This is a genomic window from Arthrobacter woluwensis, from assembly GCF_900105345.1.
GTDB classification, from domain to species: Bacteria; Actinomycetota; Actinomycetes; order Actinomycetales; family Micrococcaceae; genus Arthrobacter_E; species Arthrobacter_E woluwensis.
The window spans coordinates 20,505-40,654 of record NZ_FNSN01000002.1; the positions used below are offsets into that span (position 1 = coordinate 20,505).

The following is a 20,150-nucleotide window of genomic DNA, read 5'->3' on the forward strand; positions in this document are numbered from 1 at the left end:
AAGGAAAGGGGTTCGGCTATGGCACGCACGTTGGCCACGACCAAGGAGCAGGTCGAGGAACGCATGGCTTTTGCCGATGCGGGCCTGGCCCTGGCTGGGCATGCTCTGACGGATCCGCGACTGCGCGAACTCTCGCGCCGCGTCGCCGCCCACGAGATCACCGCTGAGGAAGCTATCCGACAGGGACGCGAACTGATCCAGCACCCGTAATGACCACCTCGAGCTACCGTGCCTGGGATGACTACTTCATCCCGGGCACGGATACGTTAAGGAACAAGTTCACCACGGCGGAGGCACCCTACGGGGAACCGGACAAGAACCGGCTGGAGCTCCTGGAGACCTTGGCGACTCACGCCCGCATGGTCGAGCTCGCAGAGCACCCGATCGAGGGCGCCTTCGATTACGAGCACCTCAAAGCAATCCACCACCACCTGTTCCAGGACGTCTACGACTGGGCCGGCACCGAGCGTGAGGTGCCTGTGGGGGAGTGGATGACTAAGAGCGGCCCCGATGTGGTGCACTACGCCCCCGGAGATCTCCGCGCACCTGAAGTCGCTTATGCCTACTACCCGGCCGGGGAACCACTGGCCAGCGCCGCGGCGCAACAGTTCCGGCAGCTGGAATCCAAAGACTTCCTGCGCGGCCTGGATCACGGATCGTTCACGGTGGAGCTCGCGGAGATCTGGGGCGAGCTGAACGTGGTGCACCCCTTCCGGGAAGGTAACACCCGAACCCAGTTCGTGTTCTTCGCCCAGCTGGCCGAGAACGCCGGGTACCGCCTGGATGCCGGCGCGTTCGTGCCCGGGGCGCCGCTTCGAGATGAGTTCGTGTGGGCGCGGTTCTACAGCCAGGCCACCGGAAGCAACGACCGCTTGGCCGAAGTCCTCCTGAAGGGCACCACGGCGATCACGCCGGCGCCGCTGGATCCAGAGCTGCAGAAGATGCGGGATCTGGCCCGGCTCTCGTTCCCCAAGACGCCGGCCTGGAACAAGCCTGCCGGCCACGAGATCTCAGACAGTGGACCGGCCCCGGAGAGCCGGTCGACCGAGCGGGGCCTTGAAGGCCCCGGGCAGGGGAGGACACGATGAGGAGCACACCATGGCGTTGATCGGTCTGGTGCGGGTCAGCGCCGACGCACAGGACACCCGTCGTCAGCACGATGTCCTGGATCCGATCTGCTGGCGGGTCTTTGAGGAAAAGGTGTCCGGCAAGCTCGCCGTCGAGGACCGGCCCGGTCTGGTCGCCGCGCTGGCGGAGCTGCGCGAGGGTGACATGCTCGCCGTCGTGGAGGTCGACCGGCTCTCCCGCAACCTCCTGGAGGGTCTGATCATGCTGCAGGAGCTCTTCGCCCGCGGCGTGCGAGTGAAGGTCCTGGAGGGCATCGCCGCTGGCGAGCACACCGAACGTAGCTTCCTGCTGGACATGGCCCTGGCCCTGGCCGAGGACCGGCGCCGCGACATCTCCCGCAAGACCCGCGACGGCCTGGCCGCCGCCGCTCGGCGCGGCCGCAAGGGCGGCCGGCCTTCCGTCATCACCACAGACCGGCAGGACCAGGCCCGGCAGATGCGAGAGGCCGGCCTGAGCTACCGCCGTATTGGAGAAGCCCTCGGCATCAGCGACGCCTCCGTGCGCCGGGCGATCGGGCAGGAGCAGCCGGCGAGCTAGCCGGCGGTCCCCTCGGCGCCGGCTAGCTCGCCGTCCGCGACGGCGCCCTAAGGTGTCGCCACCTGGTGCGCGCGACGCGTCCACCACGTCGCGACACGACAGATCCGGCGGAAACGTCGGCGCCGGATCCACGCGACACGTAGCGTGCGGCCGCCAGCGACACGTCCGGGCGCCCTGGCTGAGGTTCGCCGGCAGGGGAGCCAGCTTTCGGTGGAGATCTCGCCGGCCGCTACGGCGCCCCGGCTCCGACCAGGAGCCCGGCCCGCCGGCAGGCCCCTGCCTCCAAAGAGCCGGCGCCTGCTCGACAGGTCCTTGTCGGAGACCCCGCCTACACTGGATCCTGGCGGCACCACCTACCCCCCAAGAGACGGTGCCGCCACCAAAGATTTCTCCTATGGTTGGAAGATACTGAAGGAAACGTGATTTGTGGTGAATTAACGACCTTCACTGAAATGCCCTCGGAAATAACTGAACTGGTCCCCGAAAGTTGGACTGGTTATTTAGATTCTAGGGGTAAGGGTCTGAGCCCGGTATTGCACCGGGCTCAGGCCCTTTCTGGTGGTTGAGATGCGTTCTGTGTTGTACCAGTGGATGTAGTCATTGATTGGTTTGGTCAGTTCCGCAGGGCTAGTGAAGGTTGTCCCGTGGAACATCTCAGTTTTGAGCTGCCCAAAGAAGTTCTCCATGACGGAGTTGTCGTAGCAGTTGCCTTTGCGAGACATGGACTGTTTGGCGCCCACTGAAGCGAGGGCCGTCTGCCAGGCTCGACTTTGGTACTGGACGCCTTGGTCGGAATGCACGAGCAGATCCTTGCTTGTCGGCACGACCTGTAGAGCTTTCCTGAGGGGTCTGAGCGTCAGCGCAAGCGAAGGCGATGTTGCCATCGCGTGGGCCACGATCGAGCGATCGAATAGATCTAGGATGGGCGAGAGGTAGACCTTCTGGTTTCCGACTGCGAACTCAGTGATGTCAGTAACCCACTTCTGGTTCGGGGCGTCAGCACTGAACTCTCGGTTCAGATGGTTCGGGGCAACGTTCCCAACTTGGCCCTTCCAGGAGAGGTGCGGACGACGTCTTCGTACTTTGCAGAACAGCCCGAGAGCTCGCATGAGCTTCAGCACCGTCTTCTTCGCCACGGCCCAGCCCCGACGCATCAGAACCGCATGGATGCGCCGATGCCCATACCTGCCATGTGCTTGGGAGAATGCGCTCCTGATCGCGTCCTTGAGCTCCGCATCCGGATCCGGCAACGCCAGACGGGCTTGGTGGTAGAAGAACGTTGAGCGCGCCAGCCCAGAAGCTTCCAACAGGGAAGACAACGATAGTTCCGGGTGCTCGGCCTTGAGAGAGGCCACGACCTGCGCTTTCAGCCGTGATTTGGTCCTCTCAAGGCCCGCAATTTTCCCAAGTAGGCGACCTTTGCCCGCAACTGAGCATTCTCGTGCCGAAGCTGCTCGAGCTCTGATAGAGCAGGCCGATCCGGATCCTTCGGCGGCCGGCCTCGCCGCTTCATCCCCAACCCGTCCTCACCTTCGGCACGATACTGCCGGAGCCACTTACCAATCATCACCGTGCCCGGGATCTTGAACTCCGCCGCCAGGTCCGCCTTAGACTCGCCGGCAAGAACCCGGCTAACCACCTCGAGCTTGACCTCGAACGGATATGACTGATTCTTCGTCAGACGCACTAGAGCTCCTCTGCCGTTGACCCTCCAACGACGATACAGATCTCGCACGGGACTCAGGGGGATCCCGAGCCGCGAAGCAGTGCTCGTATACGACGCCCCTTCCTCGAACATCGTCACCGCTTGTTCACGCTGCATGACTGTCAGCGAGCTATCAATCCGCATAGAAACCACTCCCCAGACCTTGAACCGAATTTCACAGTCCAAGTTCTGGGGAGCAGTTCAAACAATTTCCGAGGGCATTTCTTTGCCCACTACATACGCCAGAACGCAAAGGTGTAGGCTGCACCTTCCAGCGCATCAAAAATCGGCTTAAGACAAGGCACTGCGCAGGAGCCGGCCACAGCGAGAGCCTCAAGAACCAAAGGATCCCGAGCGGCTTCGCATGCGCTTCATTCCGAGAACTCCCAGCTGCTGCGCCATGCGGTGCGGAGCTGACGGCCTCACCTAACGTGCACAATAATTCCCGAAAAATACCTTAAAAATTACCTCAGGAATGGAAGAAAAGTGTTCCAATTATGGCGGTATTCCGGTAGAATTAAAGCATCAGGAAGAGCAGTTGAGAACACCAAAGAATATACGCAACGAAGGACTGATTCCCATGACTTTCGCTCTTTACACCAAGGCCAACTGCGTTCAGTGCGACGCCACCAAGAGGGCGCTGGAGAAGAAGGGTCTCGTTGAAGGCGTCGACTACCAGGCCGTGCACGTCGACCAGGACGCCGCCGCGCTGGAACAGCTCAAGGAGCTCGGCTTCCTCCAGGCCCCCGTCGTGATCACCGAGACCGATTCCTGGTCCGGGTTCCGCCCCGACAAGATCGCCGCCCTGGCCCCCATCGCCGCCTAAGCCCGCGAAAGGACCCCGATCATGGACACCACCACCGCCCTCACGATCGAGGACGTCGACCAGCTGGTCCGCATCGTCGCCGAGCTCCTGCCGATCCCCACCGCCCTGGATGCCGACATGGACTACGGAGCGTTGCAGATCTACCTGGGGGAGGAGACCGACGAATCCACCGGACGGCCCTTCACTCGGGCCGGGATCGACCCCGAAGACCCGACCACCGTGTGGTGGCTCGACTTCGAGGCCGGGGGACGCCAGAAGTTCTCCACCCTCGACGCGACCGCCTCTCCGCAGGAGGTCGCCGAGTGGATCACGGCCAATGCCGAGATCCCCGTCCAGGCCAAGGCCGTGTAGGGCGATGGGCACCATGATCTACGACGACGCCGCCTGGTTCGAAGCTACCGAGATCCCGCCCATCGCCGGACACGAAACCAACCCCGCAGCCCCCGAGATCCACGCCTTGGCCACGGCGGCCGCGCAGCTGCACGAAGCTCGCTACTGGTCCACTGTCCAGCCCGGCGCCCGTGGCGCCTACCTCACCGCCCTGGCCAACGTCGCCCAGGAGCTCGCCTGGCACCTCGACCAGGTCCATGCCCTCCTTCCCGCCGGCGTGCAGGCCTACCGGGCCGCCACCGGCACTGCCGCGACCGGCCTGGCCGGCGCCCAACCACCCACCGCGACGCTGCTGCTCACCGCAGCCCTGCAAGAAGTCATCAACGACGGAATAGAGCAAAGCGGGACGTGAGAAAATCGCTGTGACAAGAGGGGCAGGTGTTCAGTTTTGAACACCTGCCCCTCTTGTGTGTCAGGCGTGCCGACACGTGGGGGAGAGGGGCTGGTGGGAACACTCAATGTTCCCGTCGCCGATCACTCCCAGGAGGTTCCCTTGGCCAGTTCAGTCATTTCGATCAAGTACAAGTGCGGTCACACGCAGAACACGGATCTGTCCGCGGTCCCGGCTGGGAAGCGGAAGGCCCACGCCTACGGCCTGGGTAAGCACCGGGTTTGTTTGCGCTGTTTCAAGGCTGGCAATGATGCCGAGCGCCAGGCGTTCCTGGAGAAGAAGAACGCCGAGACCCTGGCCGAGTCTGAGGTCTTTGAGGAGACTCACCAGCTGCCGCCTCTTGTCGGTGGGGTCAAACAGGTCTCGTGGGCCACCCGGATCCGGTACGAGCTCTTCTCATCGGCGTTGGAAGAACTCGCCGAGGATGACTTCGCCGCCCTGCTGCAGGAGGCACAGAGCGTAACGCGTGCCGGGTGGTGGATCGATAACAACGACATGGACGTCGAGGATCTGCTCGAGTTCGTCTCCACGGCAGGAGATGCGGGGAGGCCGCGTGAAGAATCCGAAAACCCGTTCTGAGACGGCCGCCTACACCCGCTACGGGGTCCCGACAGTTCCCAGCCCTAACGGTAGGACCACCGTGATCTGGCCTGACATTCCGCAGCCCGTGGTACGGGCCGCGACCATCCCAGCTACTTCCAACGAAAGCGAAAACTCGTGAGCACACACCTGCTCAGGGCCTCCATGATGACCCTGACCGATACCCACGGCACGGAACTCCAAGCCACCACCTCCAAAGAGCTCGGCGAACTCCTGGCCGAGCTTGAGCAGTCCGCCGGCGCCGGCGGACTGCTCGTGGACCTGACCGGTTCGATGGTCCCTGACAGCGACGGTCCCTTTCCCCTGACCCCCGCGCAGCAGGGGACCACCGCCAAGCCGACCCGGCTGCAGCTGCACCTGGCAGATTGGGTCCTGGACGATGGCACGCGCGTCGACCGGCTGGAAACTGCCCTCGCGATCGCCAGGTCTGTTCCTGGTTCCACCCATCTGACGGTCATGAACCCCCGCGCCGAGAACGGGTTCACCACGGTGGAGATCCCCGAGCTCGTAGTAGTTGGCCCCCGCAGGGGCACCAGCCCTGCCCTCACTGAAAGCGCTCACTCGCGGCCAGTCGCAGAGCATGCCCCTGAGTCGGTAGTTCTGCATAGCACTCCTGAGGAGGCAGTGGCAGCTGCGCAAGAGGATCAGCTCGTGTTCGTCGCTCCCGGATCCGCCACGGGTTCCCCGGAGAGGGACCCTGAGCTGTTCTACGTGCTGGGTCGGGGGTTCTCGCTGGACCCGTTCCTGGATGATTCGCCGGCTACGCAGGGCCTTCCGGCGTTCTGGAACCGTTTGGATAAGGGCAGCCGGGGCCCGGGACCCGTCGAAGCCGCGGCTCGTCGTGAAGCAGCAGAGCTTGCCGTGTGCGAGATGATCATCCGTCAGGCCACCTGGCCCAGCGGCGCAGCAGCGTGGACGACAGCGAACAAGAAGGGAAACTCGGCCAAGACCCCGGCAACGATTGCCGTAGGCGGGAAGATCGCCTCGGTGCGCGGCGGGGGAGTGGCGCTGGTGGAAGCCTCGGATGACCCCGGCCAGCTCGCAGGACGCTCCGAGGGTGAGCAGCGCCGCGGCATCGGCGAGCTCATCCTGTCCGCCCCAACCATCGGCACGAAAGCACAGCTGGAAGGCTTCGCCGTCCCCCAGACGTCCTTTGCTCACACCTTCGGATCCTCGGCGTCCCGCCGGGCACCGCTGGACCAGGGGAGCGTCCGGCAAATGGCGGAGCTGGTCGACCAGTACTACAGCCTGAGGGCCATGGACTCCGGGAACGTCTACACGAGCTCAGCATTCACCGGCGCCATGGAAACCTCCGACGCGCTGCTGGTTCCGATGATGAACGCTACCGACTCGATGGGGGAGGCAGTGGAACTGTTCGACTACCTGCGCCAGCACCCGGATCCTCACTTCCAGAACCTGGCCGAAAAGGCCATCGTCGTGCGGGTCTCTGACGGACGCCCGGAGGTCAAGGTCGAACGACTGGTCAAGGACTTCCAGCACCGCACCGGGATCAGCGAGGACCGGATGTTCGTCCTGCCCTTCGACGCGCACCTGGCAGAGCGGGGTCCCATCACCCTGGCCAAGCTCTCTCCGGCCACCCACGCAGCGCTCCTGCGGATCTCCGCTGCACTGATCCTGCAACTGCAGGACGCCACCGATTCACGAACCTGACCACACCGCACCACATGGAGGGTGGGTAGCAGATCGGCTGCTACCCACCCTCCTTTCATGTCCCCGGCCACTACGGGGCCGGTCACGGCCCACGGTGGTCAGGGGGCGGGGCATCGGAGAGTTGAGAAGGGTGGCTGGCTTCTTAACCGGTCAGGGTGCTCGCCTCACTGGGCGGTTCAGTGGCCGTCCCGACTCGTGCGGGCTCGTTCACCGGCTGTCGTGCTCGCCTGGCTGTGTGCAGGTTCTCAGGCACGGCTTCGCCACGGACAGCAGCGGATGGGCTGTCCCTCATGGTCAGCCCCACAGGCTCTGTGGTGGTGGACGTCCTGGCACCGGGGGTGCTGCTGTGCTCACCTGAGGATTCCACGCTCACCTCATCCGAAACGACGGCCAGATCGCCCACGCTGCGCGCGGCCAACCTGACCGGAAAATTATGGCCACCGGTCACGAGGGCGGTCACGGCCATGACCGCGGCCACGGGTCACCAGGACACTCCGGTGACCGCACCCCGGCAAGATCTGGCCACCGGCCACCCCCATGGCCAACCTCTTTGGCCGGCCACTGGCCGGCTGGCCACCATGGCCACCACCACGCCCCGGGTCAACCGCGCCACGGATCGCTCAGCGGCCCAGACGGGGCATCCCTCGACTGGCCGTGCACCTTCCGTGTCGCTGGTTCCCTGCACCGCGTCCTTCGGTGCCGGGGGCAGCTCCCGCAGCAACCCCAGGACACCGGTTCGGCTCGATGAGCTGCACGGTGTCTCCGGTACGACACCGTGGTTCCAACGTCACTCAACCACCCACCAATCACCCCACTCAACCACCCACAACACCCACCACTCCAAGCCCTAAGAAACACCTCAAACCACCACCCCTAAAACCCCACCACCAAGCCCCAAGAAACACCTACCCCCAAAAGCACCAAAAACCTCTCACACGTCTGGCACCAAGGTGCACCTGACGGGGGACAAATCGGACCACAGACATACGCCGGCCTACCCCGTCAGGGAAGACCAGGCATGAGCGAGAACAACGCCGCCAGCGTGAAGGCAGGCCGGTGTGGCAAATGCCTGGGCCCCCTCCCTGAAGGGGCCCGGAGCACGCAGAAGTACTGCACACCTCAGTGCAGGGCCACCGCGAAGAAGCGCCGCCAGCGAGGCCAGCTCGAAGCCGACGTGCCGGAGAAGGCCCTGGCTGCAGCAATCCACCGGACCGCCACCTCAGTCCGGCAGCTCGACGCGATCGAGGGACGACTGCGCCGCAACCTGAACAGCCGGCAGGAACTGGCCGCCAAGATCCGGCAGCTCGAGACGGCCCTGGAAGCTGAACGGACACACGCGGCCAAGGTCATCGAGGAGCAAGCGGCCAAGACCGCGAACATGCGTGGCCAGATGGCCGCGGCCGCCCAGGGGGCGGCCACACTCGTGGCCACCCAACAGGAGCTCGAGAAGCTGCGTGACCGCCTGGCCGCCGGGAACAACGCCTACACCAAAGTGGTGGCCGAGAATGACCGGCTCCGGGCCGAACTGAAATCCAGGGCGGCCAGGGAACAACAGCTCGCCCGACTCGTGCACACCGGGACCGTGCTGGCCCGGGCGCTGGCTCGGACAACTCGCGGGGGCGTGACGGGCCTGGCCCCCGAGGAACGAACCGCTCTGGCCAGTTGGGCCGCCTATGCGAAGAAGAGAAACGAGAAGAAGCGATGACCGTTTCCATCGGACGGATCAGTATCGACTACTACCTGGAACAGGCCGCCGGCGACGGCGCCCAGACCGGGACCCGGGATCTGAGCGCCTACTACACCGAGTCCCAAGCCCCAGCAGGGCGGTGGAGAGGCAAGGGCCTGGTCGACGTCCACCTGGAACAGGGCGCTGTGGTGGAGAAGATCCACGCCAAACGCCTCTACGAAGAACTCATCGACCCGATGACCCTTCAGCCACTGGGACGTCGACCGATCAAAGAGCAGAAGGCCGGCGCTGATACGAAGACCCCGGCCGGTGCGCCGGCGAAACCCGAGCGCAAACCTGTTGCCGGTTTTGACCTGACGTTCTCACCGCCCAAAAGCATTTCCGCGCTCTGGGCCCTGGCCGACACCCACACCCAAGCCGAGCTGTACCGGGCGCACCGGGAAGCGATGGACGAAGTTCTGAACTGGGCCGAGGACAACGTGATCCAGACACGGGCCGGACACGGGGGAGTGGCGAAGGTCGCCGCCACCGGGATGATCGCCTCCGAGTTCGATCACTGGGACTCCCGCGCCGGGGACCCGCAGCTCCACACCCACGTGGTGATCGCCAACCGGGTCAAACGCGTCTCCGACGGCGGGTGGGGGACCCTGGACTCCTACACCCTGCACCGCAACGTCGTAGCCCTGTCAGAGATGTACAACTCTCGCCTCTTCGACCGGGTGGGCGCCCGGGTCGGGGCCGTGGCCGAACTGCGGCTCAAAGACCCCGAGACCGGCTCAGAATTCGAAACGATCGCCCAAGCGATCGAGGGACTGAACTTCCTGGACGAGGATCCCCGACAGGCCCGTGTGGAGCTGGCCGGAGTACCGCAGATTCTCCTGGAGGAATTCAGCACCCGCATCTCCGAGATCAACCGGCTCACCGAGGAACGCAAAGCCCAGTACCTCGAAGCGACCGGGCGGGAACCGACCGCGGCCATGGTCCTGAAGTGGAGGGGAGAGGCGACCCTGGCCTCCCGGGAACCCAAGGACAAAGACCGCCCGCTGTCCCTGCCCGAGAAAATGGCCGGCTGGCGGGAGCGAGCCCTGAACATTGGGGTGAATCCCTCCGACATGGTCCGGGAAGCCGTCGGCCGTGACGTCACCTTCCTCACAGCAGCAGACCTCACCCCGGACCTGACGCGTCGGCTCGCCGGTCTCGTGCTGCAGGACGCGGCACAGCGGCGCACGACCTTCACCCGGGCGAACCTGATCGCCTCCACCGAACGACTCCTGCGCGGGGTGCGCGTGAACGCGATGGAAGAACGGATCAAGCTGCAGGAACTGATCGTCACCGATGCCACCGAGCAGGCGGTGTCCCTCACACCGGCCCGGATGGGACAGCCAGAAGGGGAGGATGCGTTCCTGATCAAGGACAGCACCAGCGTGTTCCAAACCCCCACGCTCTACACCGCCCAGGAAACCCTGGACACCGAGCAGTACCTGATCAGCCGCCTCCACGCAGAAGCCCACGGGATCGCCGAGGCTCACGAGCTCCTGACCGAGTTCCGGACCAAGGGCGGCCACGCGCTCTCCGGGGACCAGCACCAGGCCGCCGCGGCGGTCCTGTCCTCCAACCGGGCGGTCGATGCGATCATCGGCCCTGCCGGCACCGGAAAGACCACAACCATGCGCGCAGTCAGAGAAGCGTGGGAGAGCGTTCACGGCCGCGTCGTGGGCCTGGCCCCCTCCGCCGTTGCCGCAGCCGTGCTCGCTGAAGAACTCGACACCGGGTGTGAGAACGTCGCCAAATGGCTCTACGAGACCATCGGAGAAGGAGCCCTCCGCCGGATGAAGCGCGTCACCGAGCTGGAAGAGCGCCTGGCCCGCGCCGAAACCCGCGCCGGACGCAAAGGCTCCCGCGCCGCGACCCGGGCTGAGCTGGAGCATCTACGTGGGCGACTGGCCCAGGAGTGCGCTGAACAGGCGAAGTTCACCCTCCGCGACGGTGACCTGTTGATCCTGGACGAGGCCTCCATGATCAGCACCGCGGACCTGCTGTACCTGAACCGGCAGGCCGAAGCGGCCGGGGCGAAGATCCTCATGGTCGGGGACCCTGCCCAGCTGGAATCCGTGGACGCCGGCGGGTTCCTCGGATGGATGGAACGCCATGAGGAAGCGGCCTGGCTCGATACCGTGTGGCGGTTCACCAACGACTGGGAAGGCACCGCGTCCCTGAAACTGCGCAGCGGAGACCTGGATGTTATCAAGACCTACCAGGAAGCCGGCCGCATCATCCCCTGCGGCGACGGCGGCGCATCCGAACAGGCCTACCGGGCCTGGGCACGCGACACAGCACAGGATCTCACCCGCTCCTTGCTCATCGCCGGCGACAACCTCACCGTCAAGGAGCTCAATCAACGCGCCCAGCAAGACCTCGTCGCAGAAGGCCGCGTCGACGTCGAAAACACCGTGCCCCTGCGGACAGGGTTCGCCGGCGTCGGAGATCTCCTACTGGCGCGAACGAACAACCGCAGAATCATCGATGAGACCGGCCACTTCGTCAAAAACGGCACCCGCCTTTTCGTCACCACCATCCAGCCCGACGGCGCCGTCACCGCCACCCGCTCCGACACCGGCGCCGCCCTGACCCTGGACGCCACCTACCTGGCCGAAGCCGTCGAACTCGGGTACGCGTGCACCGCACACCGAAGCCAAGGCGTCACCGTGGCCACCGCCCACACCGTCGTCACCCCAGGCCAGCCCCGGGAACAGTTCTACGTCGCCATGACCCGCGGCAGGAACAACAACACCGCCTACGTGGCCCTGCGCGAGGAAGAACCAGACTCCCCGGACACCTGGGGCATGATGCACACCATCCAGTCCGAAAGCGCCGGTGAAATCATCGCCGGGATCCTCCGCAACGCCACCGCCGAGAAAACCGCCCACGAAGTGCGCGAGGCAGAACACGGCTACGCCAACGACCTCGGCCGGATCCTCCACGAACTCGACTACACCGGCCACGCAGCCCGCGCCACCGCAGCCGCGCACTGGGTCCACACCCACCTGCCAGAACAAGCCTCCGAACTGCTCAACCACCCCGACTGGCCCGACCTCATCACCGCCGACATCGCCACAGCAATCCCGGACGGGCCGCCGAACCCGGGACCATCCATCGCCCAACTGGCCGCCGCCGTCCGCAACCACACGGCATCACCAGTGACAGGCGAGAATCGCATCCTCACCGCACTGTCCTCCTTCCCCCCGATGACCGAAGAGCAGCAGCGCGTCAAAGACCTCCTGCAGCACAAAGCCGAAGAACGCCTCACCGTACTTACCCACGAAACCCTCACCGAACGGCCCACCTGGTGGGAAGCGGCCGAAGAAACCCTCGGCGCCGAGGAAGCCCGTCGACGCCTCCCAGAGCTCCTGGCCTGGCGAGCAGTCGCGGAAGTCGACACCACCACTCCCTGGGGACCACCACCGCGGCCCAACAGCTACGCACACCGCTTCTACACCCACATCAAAGACAGCATTCCCGTCCCCAGCCACACCGAGGATGATGCCTGGGAGAACATCGACGAGATCACCCGCCGCACCGACGAAACCCTGGCAGACGTTGCGGCCACTAACGCTGAGATTGATGCGATCCTCGGCTGGGACGACGCACCAGAGGACCCTGCCAGCACCCAGGCTCCAGAGGCCCCAGAGCAGGACTCAGTCAGTTGGGACTAGGCCGGGAAGCCCGTTGCGATCAAAAGGTCTCGGATTAGGGTGTGAACACAACGGGACACTCACGAAGAGGAGCTGTAGTGAGCCAAATCGCACTGAATATCGCAGGATACGAGCAGCAGAGCTACTGGGGGCATGAAGAGGGAGCCCCCATCATGTTCGCGCAGCTGTGGCGCAACGGGAGCACCCAGGATGAGCCGGAGATCTGGATCAAGGAGAACAACGTCAGCGCCTTCGTTACTGAACTTGCCTCAGCGGTAGACCCAGCCATGACGTTCGAAGACGTCTTTTTCCTCCTCGTGGAGGATGAGTACTTTCCCAAACCCCTCGAGCTGCCCTTCGGCGCCTACGTCGCCCAATGCCGCAAGGTGGGGTTCCTGAACCGGGCCCTCCGGTCAACGGTTCCCTGGGTCCGGTTCGAGGCAGAAAACAGCCCCTACCTGCCCGATGCGGCATTGCCCGCCGAACCCGAAGTCCCACAGGCCAAAGGCTGGCTCGCGAGACTCTTTAGCCGGCGCTGAGCCCGTGTGTGGAGTTTTGGCGGCGTTCCAAGGACCAAACAGTTAGCCCGGAGTGCAAAAATCCCAGGGGCTGACGGCATTCCTGGTTCCGTGGGTGCGATCCGAGATCACGCTGAGGGATGAATTCCTGCAAGAGCGCTCGGTAGGCTTGGAGGACTGTGAAAAATTCCGCCACACCTCCGCCCCAGAGCGAGGCTCGCTACTTTCTGACTATGTCAACCTGACTGGAGCCCACGATGACGGCTTGAACGGTGCCCGTCTGGGTGTGGGTTAGGTGGTTTGGTTGGCGAGGGTTTGGGCGAGTCGGTAGGAGTCGGTTCCTGTTTCGATGATGGTGCCGTGGAAGGTGAGTCTGTCGACGATCGCGGCGCAGAGGCGGGGGTCTGTGAAGGTGCGGGTCCAGCCGGAGAAGGATTGGTTGGAGGCGATCGCGATGGAGTTCTTTTCTTCCCGTTCGGTGAGGACTTGGAAGAGGAGCTCGGCTCCTCGTCGGTCTAGTTCCATGTAGCCGAGTTCGTCGATCAGTAGTAGGTCGACGCGGCCGTAGCGGGCGATGGTCTTGGCGAGTTGTTTCTCGTCGGAGGCTTCGACGAGCTCGTTCACGAGCCGGGTGGCTAGGGTGTAGCGGACTCGGAAGCCCTTCTCGGCCGCGGCGGTTCCCAGGCCGATGAGGAGGTGGGATTTACCGGTGCCGGAGTCTCCGATGAGGCAGAGGGGCTGGCCTTTGCGGATCCAGTCCCCGGTGGCCAGGGTGTGGATCGTGGCGGGGTTGATGTTCGGGTTCGCGTCGAAGTCGAAGTCACCGAGCCATTTATCCCGGGGGAAGCCGGCTGCTTTCACACGCCGGATGGATGAGCGTCGGTCGCGGTCATCGCATTCTGCCAGGAGGAGTTCGGCGAGGAAGCCCTGATACGACAGTTGTTCTTTGCCGGCCACGGTGAGGGCCTCATCGAGCACGGCCCGGATCGTGGGCAGACGCAGTCGTCGGCAGGCCTGGTCAACGGCCGCGATCGCGGCTTGTTCACTCATCCCGCGCCGCCGGCGCAGCGTCGTAGTCACGGGTGTCGCTGGTGGGGTGGGGCTCATGAGATGTTCTCCTTTGACAGGGGGTCAGGATTAGATGCGGTGGTTCGTTTGGCCAGGAGCTCGTCATAGGCGCCCACGGTGGGTAGGGGCCGCTTATCTGGTGGTAGGCCGGCGATCACTGCGGCGGGGTCCGTGAGCCGGCGTTGTGTCAGGCTGACAACTTGGTGCTCGACAGGTTTGGAGTGCGCAGCGGGATGACGGTCCGAACTGGACCCACCTTGGCCGTTCTCGGCGGCATGCCGTCGGGCCTCGACCGCGACAACGTCGGCGCTGACCGCCCCGACGGTGAGAGCGGCCAGGATCCCGGCCTGAATATCCCCGGCGCCCAGGACCCGATGCAGGAGCAGCACATCGATCAGTTCCCTCGTGCCCTCAGCGTCACCGTTGACTTTCCGGGACGCCGCCCAGAAAGCCTCGTGAGCGCTAGTGAACACCCCTTGTTCCCGGGCGCGCGCCAAGGCCGTGGACCCCGGAAACGCCCCAGGTTTTATCCTGAGCACTTCCAAATAGTGGTCCAACTGGACCGACTGGCCAGTCCGAGCGGCGATGCGTTCATGACGGGCCACGATAGTGCGCCCATCGAAGACCACAAGCTCCGAAGCCCGCAGAGAAACCCGGAGTTTCCGGCCGATGAACCGTGCCGGGACGGAGTACTTCACCATCCGCACCGTCACCATCGCCGAGCGATCCACCCTCGGGGTCAGCACCAGGCCCGGGTCAAAGGTCTCTGCCGGCAACGGGGCAAGTAAGGACCGCTCGATGGCGTAGTCCTGGCCGATGGTGCGGATCCGGTCCCCGATCCGCCGCCCCTCGTCCTGCTCTTCCCAGACCCGGATTCTGGCATTGAGCTCGTCCAAGGAATCCACGACTGGCATGGGTGAGAGATGGTTACGGCGGAACCACCCCACCTCACCTTCGACCCCGCCCTTTTCGTGAGCACCGGTGATCCCGGGCTGGCAGTAGAACGCGTCGAAACCATAGTGAGAGCGGAACAGCACCCAGCGCTCGTTCTCGACCCTGGCCCGTCGCTCACCGAACAGCACGGAGGTCACCGCTGCGGTGAGGTTGTCGTAGCGGATATGACGGGTCGGGACCCCGCCCAGTACGGTGAACGCTTCGATGTGTCCTTCCAGGAACGCTTCCTGCGCCTGGGTCGGGTAGACCCGGTGGATCGCTTTGCCCGAGTGCGAGAGCCGGTAAACGAACATGTGGCACTTCGTCTTCACCCCGGCCAGGATCACCCAGACCTCACCGAAATCAACCTCGGCCTCCGCGCCCGGGGCATGCTCCTGAGGGACAAATACTTCCACCCGCCGACCAGCCTGCAGATCGATCTGCGCCCGCCGGACACGCACGTAATCCCGGACCGTGGAATACGACAACGCCTCCGCGGCATGTTCCTCGATGAGCCGGGCCAGGATCCGTCGAGCCGTGTGACGCTGCTTCCGCGGAGCCCTCGTATCCTCCAGGAGCATCGCATCGATCGCAGCCTTGAACGGCTCCAAACGAGGCGAAACCCGCTCGGGGGTCTTCCGTGGCGGTGGAACCGGAGAAACCAACGCTTTCCGCACGGTCTTCCGGGCCACTTGATACCGTCGCGCGAGCTCACGAATTGAGGCACCCTCAACCCGGGCATCTCGTCTGATCTGCGCGAACAACTCCACCTTGGACTCCATCCAGCCCTCCCGAACGCCGTTCCCTACATGATGGGAACCACGCTCACAGGTGGGTACCGTTCAAGCCGTCATCACACCCGGCATGTCGGCGAAGTGGGTACCACGCAAGCCGTCACGGTGGGCTCCGATCAGACTGTCAGAACCATACTTTCCGCGTTGCCACGTGTTCGTTGACGAGAGCAAGTCAGGGGCCTACTAAATGGTGGCGTCTGTGACGGCGGCTGGCGACGTGGGTCAGACCCGCGAGGCCATCCGGAAACTGCGGATGCCAGGCCAGCGGAGGGTTCACTTCAAGAGCGAACGGGACGCGGTGAAGAAGGCTTTCATCGCGGAAGTGCGTCGACTGCTGCTCTCCGCAGTCATCTACGTCTGCCAGACCAAGGAAGCTGAGGCGCGCGGCCTGGTGCTGACGACGTTGCTCGAGGAGCTACATCGCAGTGAGGCGGGGATGCTGGTGCTGGAACGCGACGAATCGCTCATGAAGCACGACAAGCACCTCATCGTTCAGCACTCCGGCCACCGGAAGGATGACTTCACCTACCGGCTGATGGCACCTCAGGACGAACCGCTCCTGTGGGTCAGTGACGGCCTGGCCTGGTGCTGGCAACGAGGGGGAGAGTGGAAGACCCTCGTCCGTGACATGGTCACCGAGGTGCTGGTTTCTTAAATGCCGCAGGCCTGGGTCGTACAACCGTCCGGAAGACTACCAAGCCTACTTCGCAGAGCTACTGCTCCTTGCGTTCACAATTTTATGTAAGTGCCATAGCAAATACAACTTCGCCGATTCTTAGGCTCAGCCCTATTCCTGACTCTTACTCGCATCTTTGACGAACAATTCTTCCCATGATCCGTCCGTGGACGCCGGGGAGTTCGGCTAGTTTACGCCCCCTACGGCTTCCGGGCTTGGCTACGCCGGCCCCTCGGATTCCTGCGGCAGACCTACGCGCCGGCGTTTGTAAGGCGGATAGGTCATTGCCCCCTTGAAGTGGGATTTCTGTACCTCCAGTGCCTCCCGAGGCCAGTCTCGGATTAAGGCCACGCGATCGCTCCAGCCTTCCAGCGCGGGCGCGGCGCCGATGACCTGACTGACCCTCCCGGGCGTCAGGGACACCGCTTCGGCTATCACCGCCTGGGAAACGCCGACTCGGTGGGTATCGCGGATCCCGGAGTCCACCAGATCCTCAAGCATGTTGACCAACCCCCGCGCTGCATGCAGTAAGGCCGCGGCGTCGTGAAGGGCCTGGAGGCTTTGTTGCTGCACCCGTTCGTTGTTCATGCGAAAAGTTTAGTCGGCTAAAGACAAGCCTTCAAGGCTTATCTTTAGCCAACTAATGATTGGCCTTACTCGCGCGTCCAGTCCAGTCCGTCGGGGGTGAACGCCGCGCCCTTGATGGTCATGTAGCGGAAGTTGTTGCGGGCGCCGCGCTTGCGGGGGATTGGCGATTTGCGTCCCACCCAGGCGAGCATCGGATGTCCTGGGGCGAGTCTGCTCAGGTCCAGGACCGCTTTGTTGTTCACGTTCGGATCTCGCCGCCAGCCTTCGATCTCGTAGATGCCTTCGATGATGCCGGCTTCTTCGGCTAGGGCGAAGTCGCCATGCTCGGCCAGGGAGGCGTCCGAGCAGGTCCACCAGCGACTGGTGCGGAGGATCCGCGCCTCGCCCACGGTGTGTCCCGGGATGTTTTTGTGTGGTGAGAGGTAGAAGAGAATCATGAGATTAAGGCTACACCTATGCGCCAATTAGCCTATGGATAATTGCCGATAATTGAGATTACGTAAGTCCATGGAAACTCGAGAGCGCCCGCCGAGTCGCTAACGATACTGTGTTTGCTCCACTCGGCGGTAGCCCCAGATGGCGAAGAACGCACACACTACGAAGTAGCCGGCGAGGATGATCAATGCCAGGACATCCAGGCGCCCGACGAGCGAGTTGCTGATCAGATCAGCCCATGCGCCCGTCGGACTGAAGGTGTGGATGGGTTGGAACGCACCAAAGTCGACCGGCCCAAACAGGCCACCAACGAAGGCAAGCGGGAAGTAGATCAGGTTGGTGATGGGTACAGCCCCACGTGCCGGAAGCCAGTACCCAAGGGCGAGCCCGAGGCCGCCGTGGACCAAACCACCGATGCAGAGTCCGCCAATGGCGAAGAGGAGCGGTCCGGCGCTGACACTGAATAGCGCACCGTTGACCGCTCCGACAACCAGCAGCGGCAGTGAGAAAAGTGCTGAGAAGAAGAGTCCAGCCATGAGCTGCGAACTCACTCTGACCCTCGACGGCACAGGCAAGGTGAGTAGGTAGAGGTTCCACGGATCGTTGCGAGTTGCCGCGACACCGACTCCGAACTGGAACATCATCGTTCCGAGTACGGAGAAGGCCATGTAGCTGAACAGGATCTGAGCTGCCGGAGCATCGGCCCTGATCCCCAGCATGAGGTAGAACGCCGTAGGCAAAGCGATGAGGGGAAGGAAGAACGACGGGAGACGGAACAGTTCAAGGACCTGGATACGGACGTATTCGAAGATGAACTTCATGCCAGTTCCTCCTGGAGGATGGAGCTCACGGCGTCTTCCAGAGACGACTGCTTGACATTGAGCCGGGGGTCGGGAAGAGCATCCAGCAAAACCCGGCTCGCCATGTCGGGTTGGTCAGTGACAAGTTGGAACCTGTTTGCGCCAACGGACTCGATCGCCCCGAGTGAAAGAACATGTTCGGGCACTGGCTGCAGCGACGTAAAAGTGAGATGGTAAACCCCGAGACGCTGCTGCACAGAGTCGATGTCGTCGGTGAGGATGTTCTTTCCGTCCTTCATCAAGGTGATCGTGTCAGCGGTCGCTTCGACTTCGGCATAGTCGTGCGACGCCATGATCACACAGCGACCTTCGCTCTTCTGTTGAAGGATGATATTGCGAACTTGGGCCCGCCCCTCGATATCGAGCCCGGCAAGAGGCTCATCCAAGATGATCACCGGTGCGTTGCAGATGATCGCAGCGCCAATCCCGAGACGCCGGAGCTGCCCTCCGGACAACCCGCCGCACTGCTGATCCATCAACCCTTCAAGCGAGATCAGGTCGTGAACCGCGGAGAAGTCGAGCGGATCGGGGTAATGGATCGAGATGAAGTGCAGCACTTCTCGAACCTTCAGGGTCGGGGGGAACATGACTGCCTGTGGGACACAGCTAACCATCCGTGTCTGCGGGCCGCCCCTGACCACCTTCTGGTCGAACACGAAAGCTCCCCCACCGCTCGGCGCCCTGACTCCGGTCAGGATGTTGAGTGCAGTGGATTTTCCAGCACCGTTCGGACCGAGCAAGCAGTGAACGCCCGCACCCAGCTCCAGCGAGAAGTCATCGAGCCCCCGTTTGCCCCGGTAGTCCTTTGAGACGTTCTTCCAAGAGACCATCGCGCTCATTCAACAACCTCATCACTCGCTTGGCTACTTCCGAAAGCAACACTGTACACAACTGATTGCTCCACCCCGTCAAGGCAGAGCAGGTCGTCAACCTGCTTGTCAATAAAGCCCCCGACGGGACAGGACGCCACGTTCTCTTCGAGCGCATACATGATCATCGCTTGTGCGATATGTCCCGCCTCAATCAAGGCAAATCTGTACGCCCGCTGTCCATACTTGATTCGTTGACGTACAAAGCTCCCGACGAAGAAGACGTGGAAGGCCGAGTTGTCGGCAAGGTTCTGGAAGACCAAGCACTCTTGGAGAAAGCTCCGGGGATCCTTATCGACCGCCAGGCGATGCAGACTCGCCTCGTAGGGATCGAGTGCATACACACCTGCAGTAAGTCCCTCGACATTGTTCACGCAGAGGTAGATGTCGATCGGATAGAGCGCCCCTGCGGAAGGTGCACCTCTGCCATAGGCCTCTGTGATGCACGCCGACTCGTTCAGGATGCGGCTGAACGAGTCGAAGGTAACGGCGTTCTGCCCGAACCCCGGCGCCGAATGACGCCTCCTCAGCAGGTCTCCAAGTGGCGTCGCGTCACCAGCAGAAGCTAGCGGGTATACCTCGCTCGAAATGTAGTGAGGGTGGGCACGACCCAGCTGTTCCAGAGCATCGGGATCGGTGGCGAGTTCATACGAGTATGGACCAGTGGCTGAACTGCTCATCCACATGCTCAGCTTCGATGCAACGTGGAACGTTTCTGCCGGGTCGTCAAATGGCGGCGGAGTCATCAGCCATTGTCTTTGCACGGTCGGAGGCCTCTCGGG

General features: G+C 63.4%; 21 protein-coding genes. 12 read left to right on the forward strand and 9 right to left on the reverse strand.

Features of this window, described 5'->3' with window-relative positions:
- The first annotated feature begins 18 nt into the window (after nt 1-18).
- Genes BLV63_RS00350 through BLV63_RS00360 form a run of 3 tightly spaced genes read left to right on the forward strand, consistent with a single transcriptional unit; the run spans nt 19 to nt 1,665 of the window.
- Entirely contained in the window at nt 19-210 is a 192-nt protein-coding gene (locus BLV63_RS00350; RefSeq protein ID WP_066217117.1) for an antitoxin VbhA family protein, read from the forward strand.
- Nucleotides 210-1,088 (forward strand): Fic/DOC family protein, encoded by an 879-nt coding sequence (locus tag BLV63_RS00355; RefSeq protein WP_074783861.1) that lies wholly within the window; start codon nt 210-212, stop codon nt 1,086-1,088. The genes BLV63_RS00350 and BLV63_RS00355 overlap by 1 nt, the downstream gene beginning before the upstream one ends.
- 10 nt (nt 1,089-1,098) lie before the next feature.
- Nucleotides 1,099-1,665 carry a recombinase family protein gene (locus BLV63_RS00360; protein WP_066217114.1) on the forward strand — a complete coding sequence of 189 codons (567 nt, stop codon included), beginning with the start codon at nt 1,099-1,101 and terminating at the stop codon, nt 1,663-1,665.
- A 500-nt stretch (nt 1,666-2,165) separates the two neighbouring features.
- Here BLV63_RS00360 and BLV63_RS00365 read toward each other — a convergent pair whose 3' ends face one another.
- The gene (locus BLV63_RS00365; RefSeq protein ID WP_254780409.1) at nt 2,166-3,020 is read right to left on the reverse strand and encodes an IS3 family transposase; all 855 of its coding nucleotides are present in this window, start codon (nt 3,018-3,020) and stop codon (nt 2,166-2,168) included.
- 11 nt (nt 3,021-3,031) lie between these two features.
- Entirely contained in the window at nt 3,032-3,352 is a 321-nt protein-coding gene (locus BLV63_RS00370) for a helix-turn-helix domain-containing protein (protein WP_169795538.1), read from the reverse strand.
- A gap of 598 nt (nt 3,353-3,950) precedes the next feature.
- On the opposite strand from BLV63_RS00370, the gene nrdH reads away from it, so the two are divergent.
- The 8 genes from nrdH (at nt 3,951) to BLV63_RS00415 (ending at nt 13,166) form a co-directional block, all read left to right on the forward strand.
- A complete protein-coding gene (gene nrdH, locus BLV63_RS00375; RefSeq protein WP_066217107.1) occupies nt 3,951-4,196 on the forward strand; it encodes a glutaredoxin-like protein NrdH in 246 nt (81 codons plus the stop codon).
- Nucleotides 4,197-4,217: 21 nt separating this feature from the next.
- Nucleotides 4,218-4,547, forward strand: coding sequence for a hypothetical protein (locus tag BLV63_RS00380; RefSeq protein ID WP_066217105.1), 330 nt, complete (start codon nt 4,218-4,220; stop codon nt 4,545-4,547).
- A gap of 4 nt (nt 4,548-4,551) precedes the next feature.
- Nucleotides 4,552-4,938 carry a hypothetical protein gene (locus tag BLV63_RS00385; protein ID WP_066217104.1) on the forward strand — a complete coding sequence of 129 codons (387 nt, stop codon included), beginning with the start codon at nt 4,552-4,554 and terminating at the stop codon, nt 4,936-4,938.
- Nucleotides 4,939-5,079: 141 nt separating this feature from the next.
- Nucleotides 5,080-5,556 (forward strand): hypothetical protein, encoded by a 477-nt coding sequence (locus BLV63_RS00390; RefSeq protein ID WP_066217101.1) that lies wholly within the window; start codon nt 5,080-5,082, stop codon nt 5,554-5,556.
- A gap of 138 nt (nt 5,557-5,694) precedes the next feature.
- The gene (locus BLV63_RS00400; protein WP_066217099.1) at nt 5,695-7,248 is read left to right on the forward strand and encodes a MinD/ParA family ATP-binding protein; all 1,554 of its coding nucleotides are present in this window, start codon (nt 5,695-5,697) and stop codon (nt 7,246-7,248) included.
- A gap of 1,018 nt (nt 7,249-8,266) precedes the next feature.
- Nucleotides 8,267-8,953 carry a hypothetical protein gene (locus tag BLV63_RS00405; RefSeq protein ID WP_066217237.1) on the forward strand — a complete coding sequence of 229 codons (687 nt, stop codon included), beginning with the start codon at nt 8,267-8,269 and terminating at the stop codon, nt 8,951-8,953.
- Nucleotides 8,950-12,648 carry a MobF family relaxase gene (mobF, locus tag BLV63_RS00410; protein ID WP_066217236.1) on the forward strand — a complete coding sequence of 1,233 codons (3,699 nt, stop codon included), beginning with the start codon at nt 8,950-8,952 and terminating at the stop codon, nt 12,646-12,648. Before BLV63_RS00405 ends, mobF begins: the two co-directional genes overlap by 4 nt.
- A 77-nt stretch (nt 12,649-12,725) precedes the next feature.
- A complete protein-coding gene (locus tag BLV63_RS00415; RefSeq protein ID WP_066217235.1) occupies nt 12,726-13,166 on the forward strand; it encodes a hypothetical protein in 441 nt (146 codons plus the stop codon).
- A gap of 270 nt (nt 13,167-13,436) precedes the next feature.
- Here BLV63_RS00415 and istB read toward each other — a convergent pair whose 3' ends face one another.
- The gene (gene istB / locus BLV63_RS00420; protein ID WP_066217233.1) at nt 13,437-14,252 is read right to left on the reverse strand and encodes an IS21-like element helper ATPase IstB; all 816 of its coding nucleotides are present in this window, start codon (nt 14,250-14,252) and stop codon (nt 13,437-13,439) included.
- Nucleotides 14,249-15,928 (reverse strand): IS21 family transposase, encoded by a 1,680-nt coding sequence (gene istA / locus BLV63_RS00425; protein WP_066217231.1) that lies wholly within the window; start codon nt 15,926-15,928, stop codon nt 14,249-14,251. Before istA ends, istB begins: the two co-directional genes overlap by 4 nt.
- 211 nt (nt 15,929-16,139) lie before the next feature.
- On the opposite strand from istA, the gene BLV63_RS00430 reads away from it, so the two are divergent.
- A complete protein-coding gene (locus BLV63_RS00430; RefSeq protein ID WP_139244593.1) occupies nt 16,140-16,595 on the forward strand; it encodes a hypothetical protein in 456 nt (151 codons plus the stop codon).
- 240 nt (nt 16,596-16,835) lie between these two features.
- On the opposite strand, the gene BLV63_RS00435 is transcribed toward BLV63_RS00430, so the two are convergent.
- The 5 genes from BLV63_RS00435 to BLV63_RS00455 all read right to left on the reverse strand — a co-directional run bounded on the left by BLV63_RS00435 (nt 16,836) and on the right by BLV63_RS00455 (nt 20,114).
- Nucleotides 16,836-17,204 carry a hypothetical protein gene (locus BLV63_RS00435; protein WP_139244594.1) on the reverse strand — a complete coding sequence of 123 codons (369 nt, stop codon included), beginning with the start codon at nt 17,202-17,204 and terminating at the stop codon, nt 16,836-16,838.
- Between the two features lie 65 nt (nt 17,205-17,269).
- On the reverse strand, nt 17,270-17,641 hold the full coding sequence (locus BLV63_RS00440) for a hypothetical protein (protein WP_066217223.1): 372 nt from the start codon (nt 17,639-17,641) through the stop codon (nt 17,270-17,272).
- 99 nt (nt 17,642-17,740) lie between these two features.
- Entirely contained in the window at nt 17,741-18,460 is a 720-nt protein-coding gene (locus BLV63_RS00445) for an ABC transporter permease (RefSeq protein ID WP_066217220.1), read from the reverse strand.
- Nucleotides 18,457-19,338, reverse strand: coding sequence for an ABC transporter ATP-binding protein (locus BLV63_RS00450; RefSeq protein ID WP_066217219.1), 882 nt, complete (start codon nt 19,336-19,338; stop codon nt 18,457-18,459). The genes BLV63_RS00445 and BLV63_RS00450 overlap by 4 nt, the downstream gene beginning before the upstream one ends.
- Complete coding sequence (locus BLV63_RS00455) at nt 19,335-20,114, reverse strand: SagB/ThcOx family dehydrogenase (RefSeq protein WP_066217217.1); 780 nt, start codon at nt 20,112-20,114, stop codon at nt 19,335-19,337. The genes BLV63_RS00450 and BLV63_RS00455 overlap by 4 nt, the downstream gene beginning before the upstream one ends.
- Between the last annotated feature and the right edge of the window lie 36 nt (nt 20,115-20,150).

Coding starts and splice junctions, on each gene's coding strand:
- BLV63_RS00350 (WP_066217117.1), top strand. CDS start 19: ATGGCACGCACGTTGGCCACGACCAAGGAGCAGGTCGAGGAACGCATG.
- BLV63_RS00355 (WP_074783861.1), top strand. CDS start 210: ATGACCACCTCGAGCTACCGTGCCTGGGATGACTACTTCATCCCGGGC.
- BLV63_RS00360 (WP_066217114.1), top strand. CDS start 1,099: ATGGCGTTGATCGGTCTGGTGCGGGTCAGCGCCGACGCACAGGACACC.
- nrdH (WP_066217107.1), top strand. CDS start 3,951: ATGACTTTCGCTCTTTACACCAAGGCCAACTGCGTTCAGTGCGACGCC.
- BLV63_RS00380 (WP_066217105.1), top strand. CDS start 4,218: ATGGACACCACCACCGCCCTCACGATCGAGGACGTCGACCAGCTGGTC.
- BLV63_RS00385 (WP_066217104.1), top strand. CDS start 4,552: ATGGGCACCATGATCTACGACGACGCCGCCTGGTTCGAAGCTACCGAG.
- BLV63_RS00405 (WP_066217237.1), top strand. CDS start 8,267: ATGAGCGAGAACAACGCCGCCAGCGTGAAGGCAGGCCGGTGTGGCAAA.
- mobF (WP_066217236.1), top strand. CDS start 8,950: ATGACCGTTTCCATCGGACGGATCAGTATCGACTACTACCTGGAACAG.
- istB (WP_066217233.1), bottom strand. CDS start 14,252: ATGAGCCCCACCCCACCAGCGACACCCGTGACTACGACGCTGCGCCGG.
- istA (WP_066217231.1), bottom strand. CDS start 15,928: ATGGAGTCCAAGGTGGAGTTGTTCGCGCAGATCAGACGAGATGCCCGG.
- BLV63_RS00435 (WP_139244594.1), bottom strand. CDS start 17,204: ATGAACAACGAACGGGTGCAGCAACAAAGCCTCCAGGCCCTTCACGAC.
- BLV63_RS00440 (WP_066217223.1), bottom strand. CDS start 17,641: ATGATTCTCTTCTACCTCTCACCACACAAAAACATCCCGGGACACACC.
- BLV63_RS00445 (WP_066217220.1), bottom strand. CDS start 18,460: ATGAAGTTCATCTTCGAATACGTCCGTATCCAGGTCCTTGAACTGTTC.
- BLV63_RS00450 (WP_066217219.1), bottom strand. CDS start 19,338: ATGAGCGCGATGGTCTCTTGGAAGAACGTCTCAAAGGACTACCGGGGC.
- BLV63_RS00455 (WP_066217217.1), bottom strand. CDS start 20,114: ATGACTCCGCCGCCATTTGACGACCCGGCAGAAACGTTCCACGTTGCA.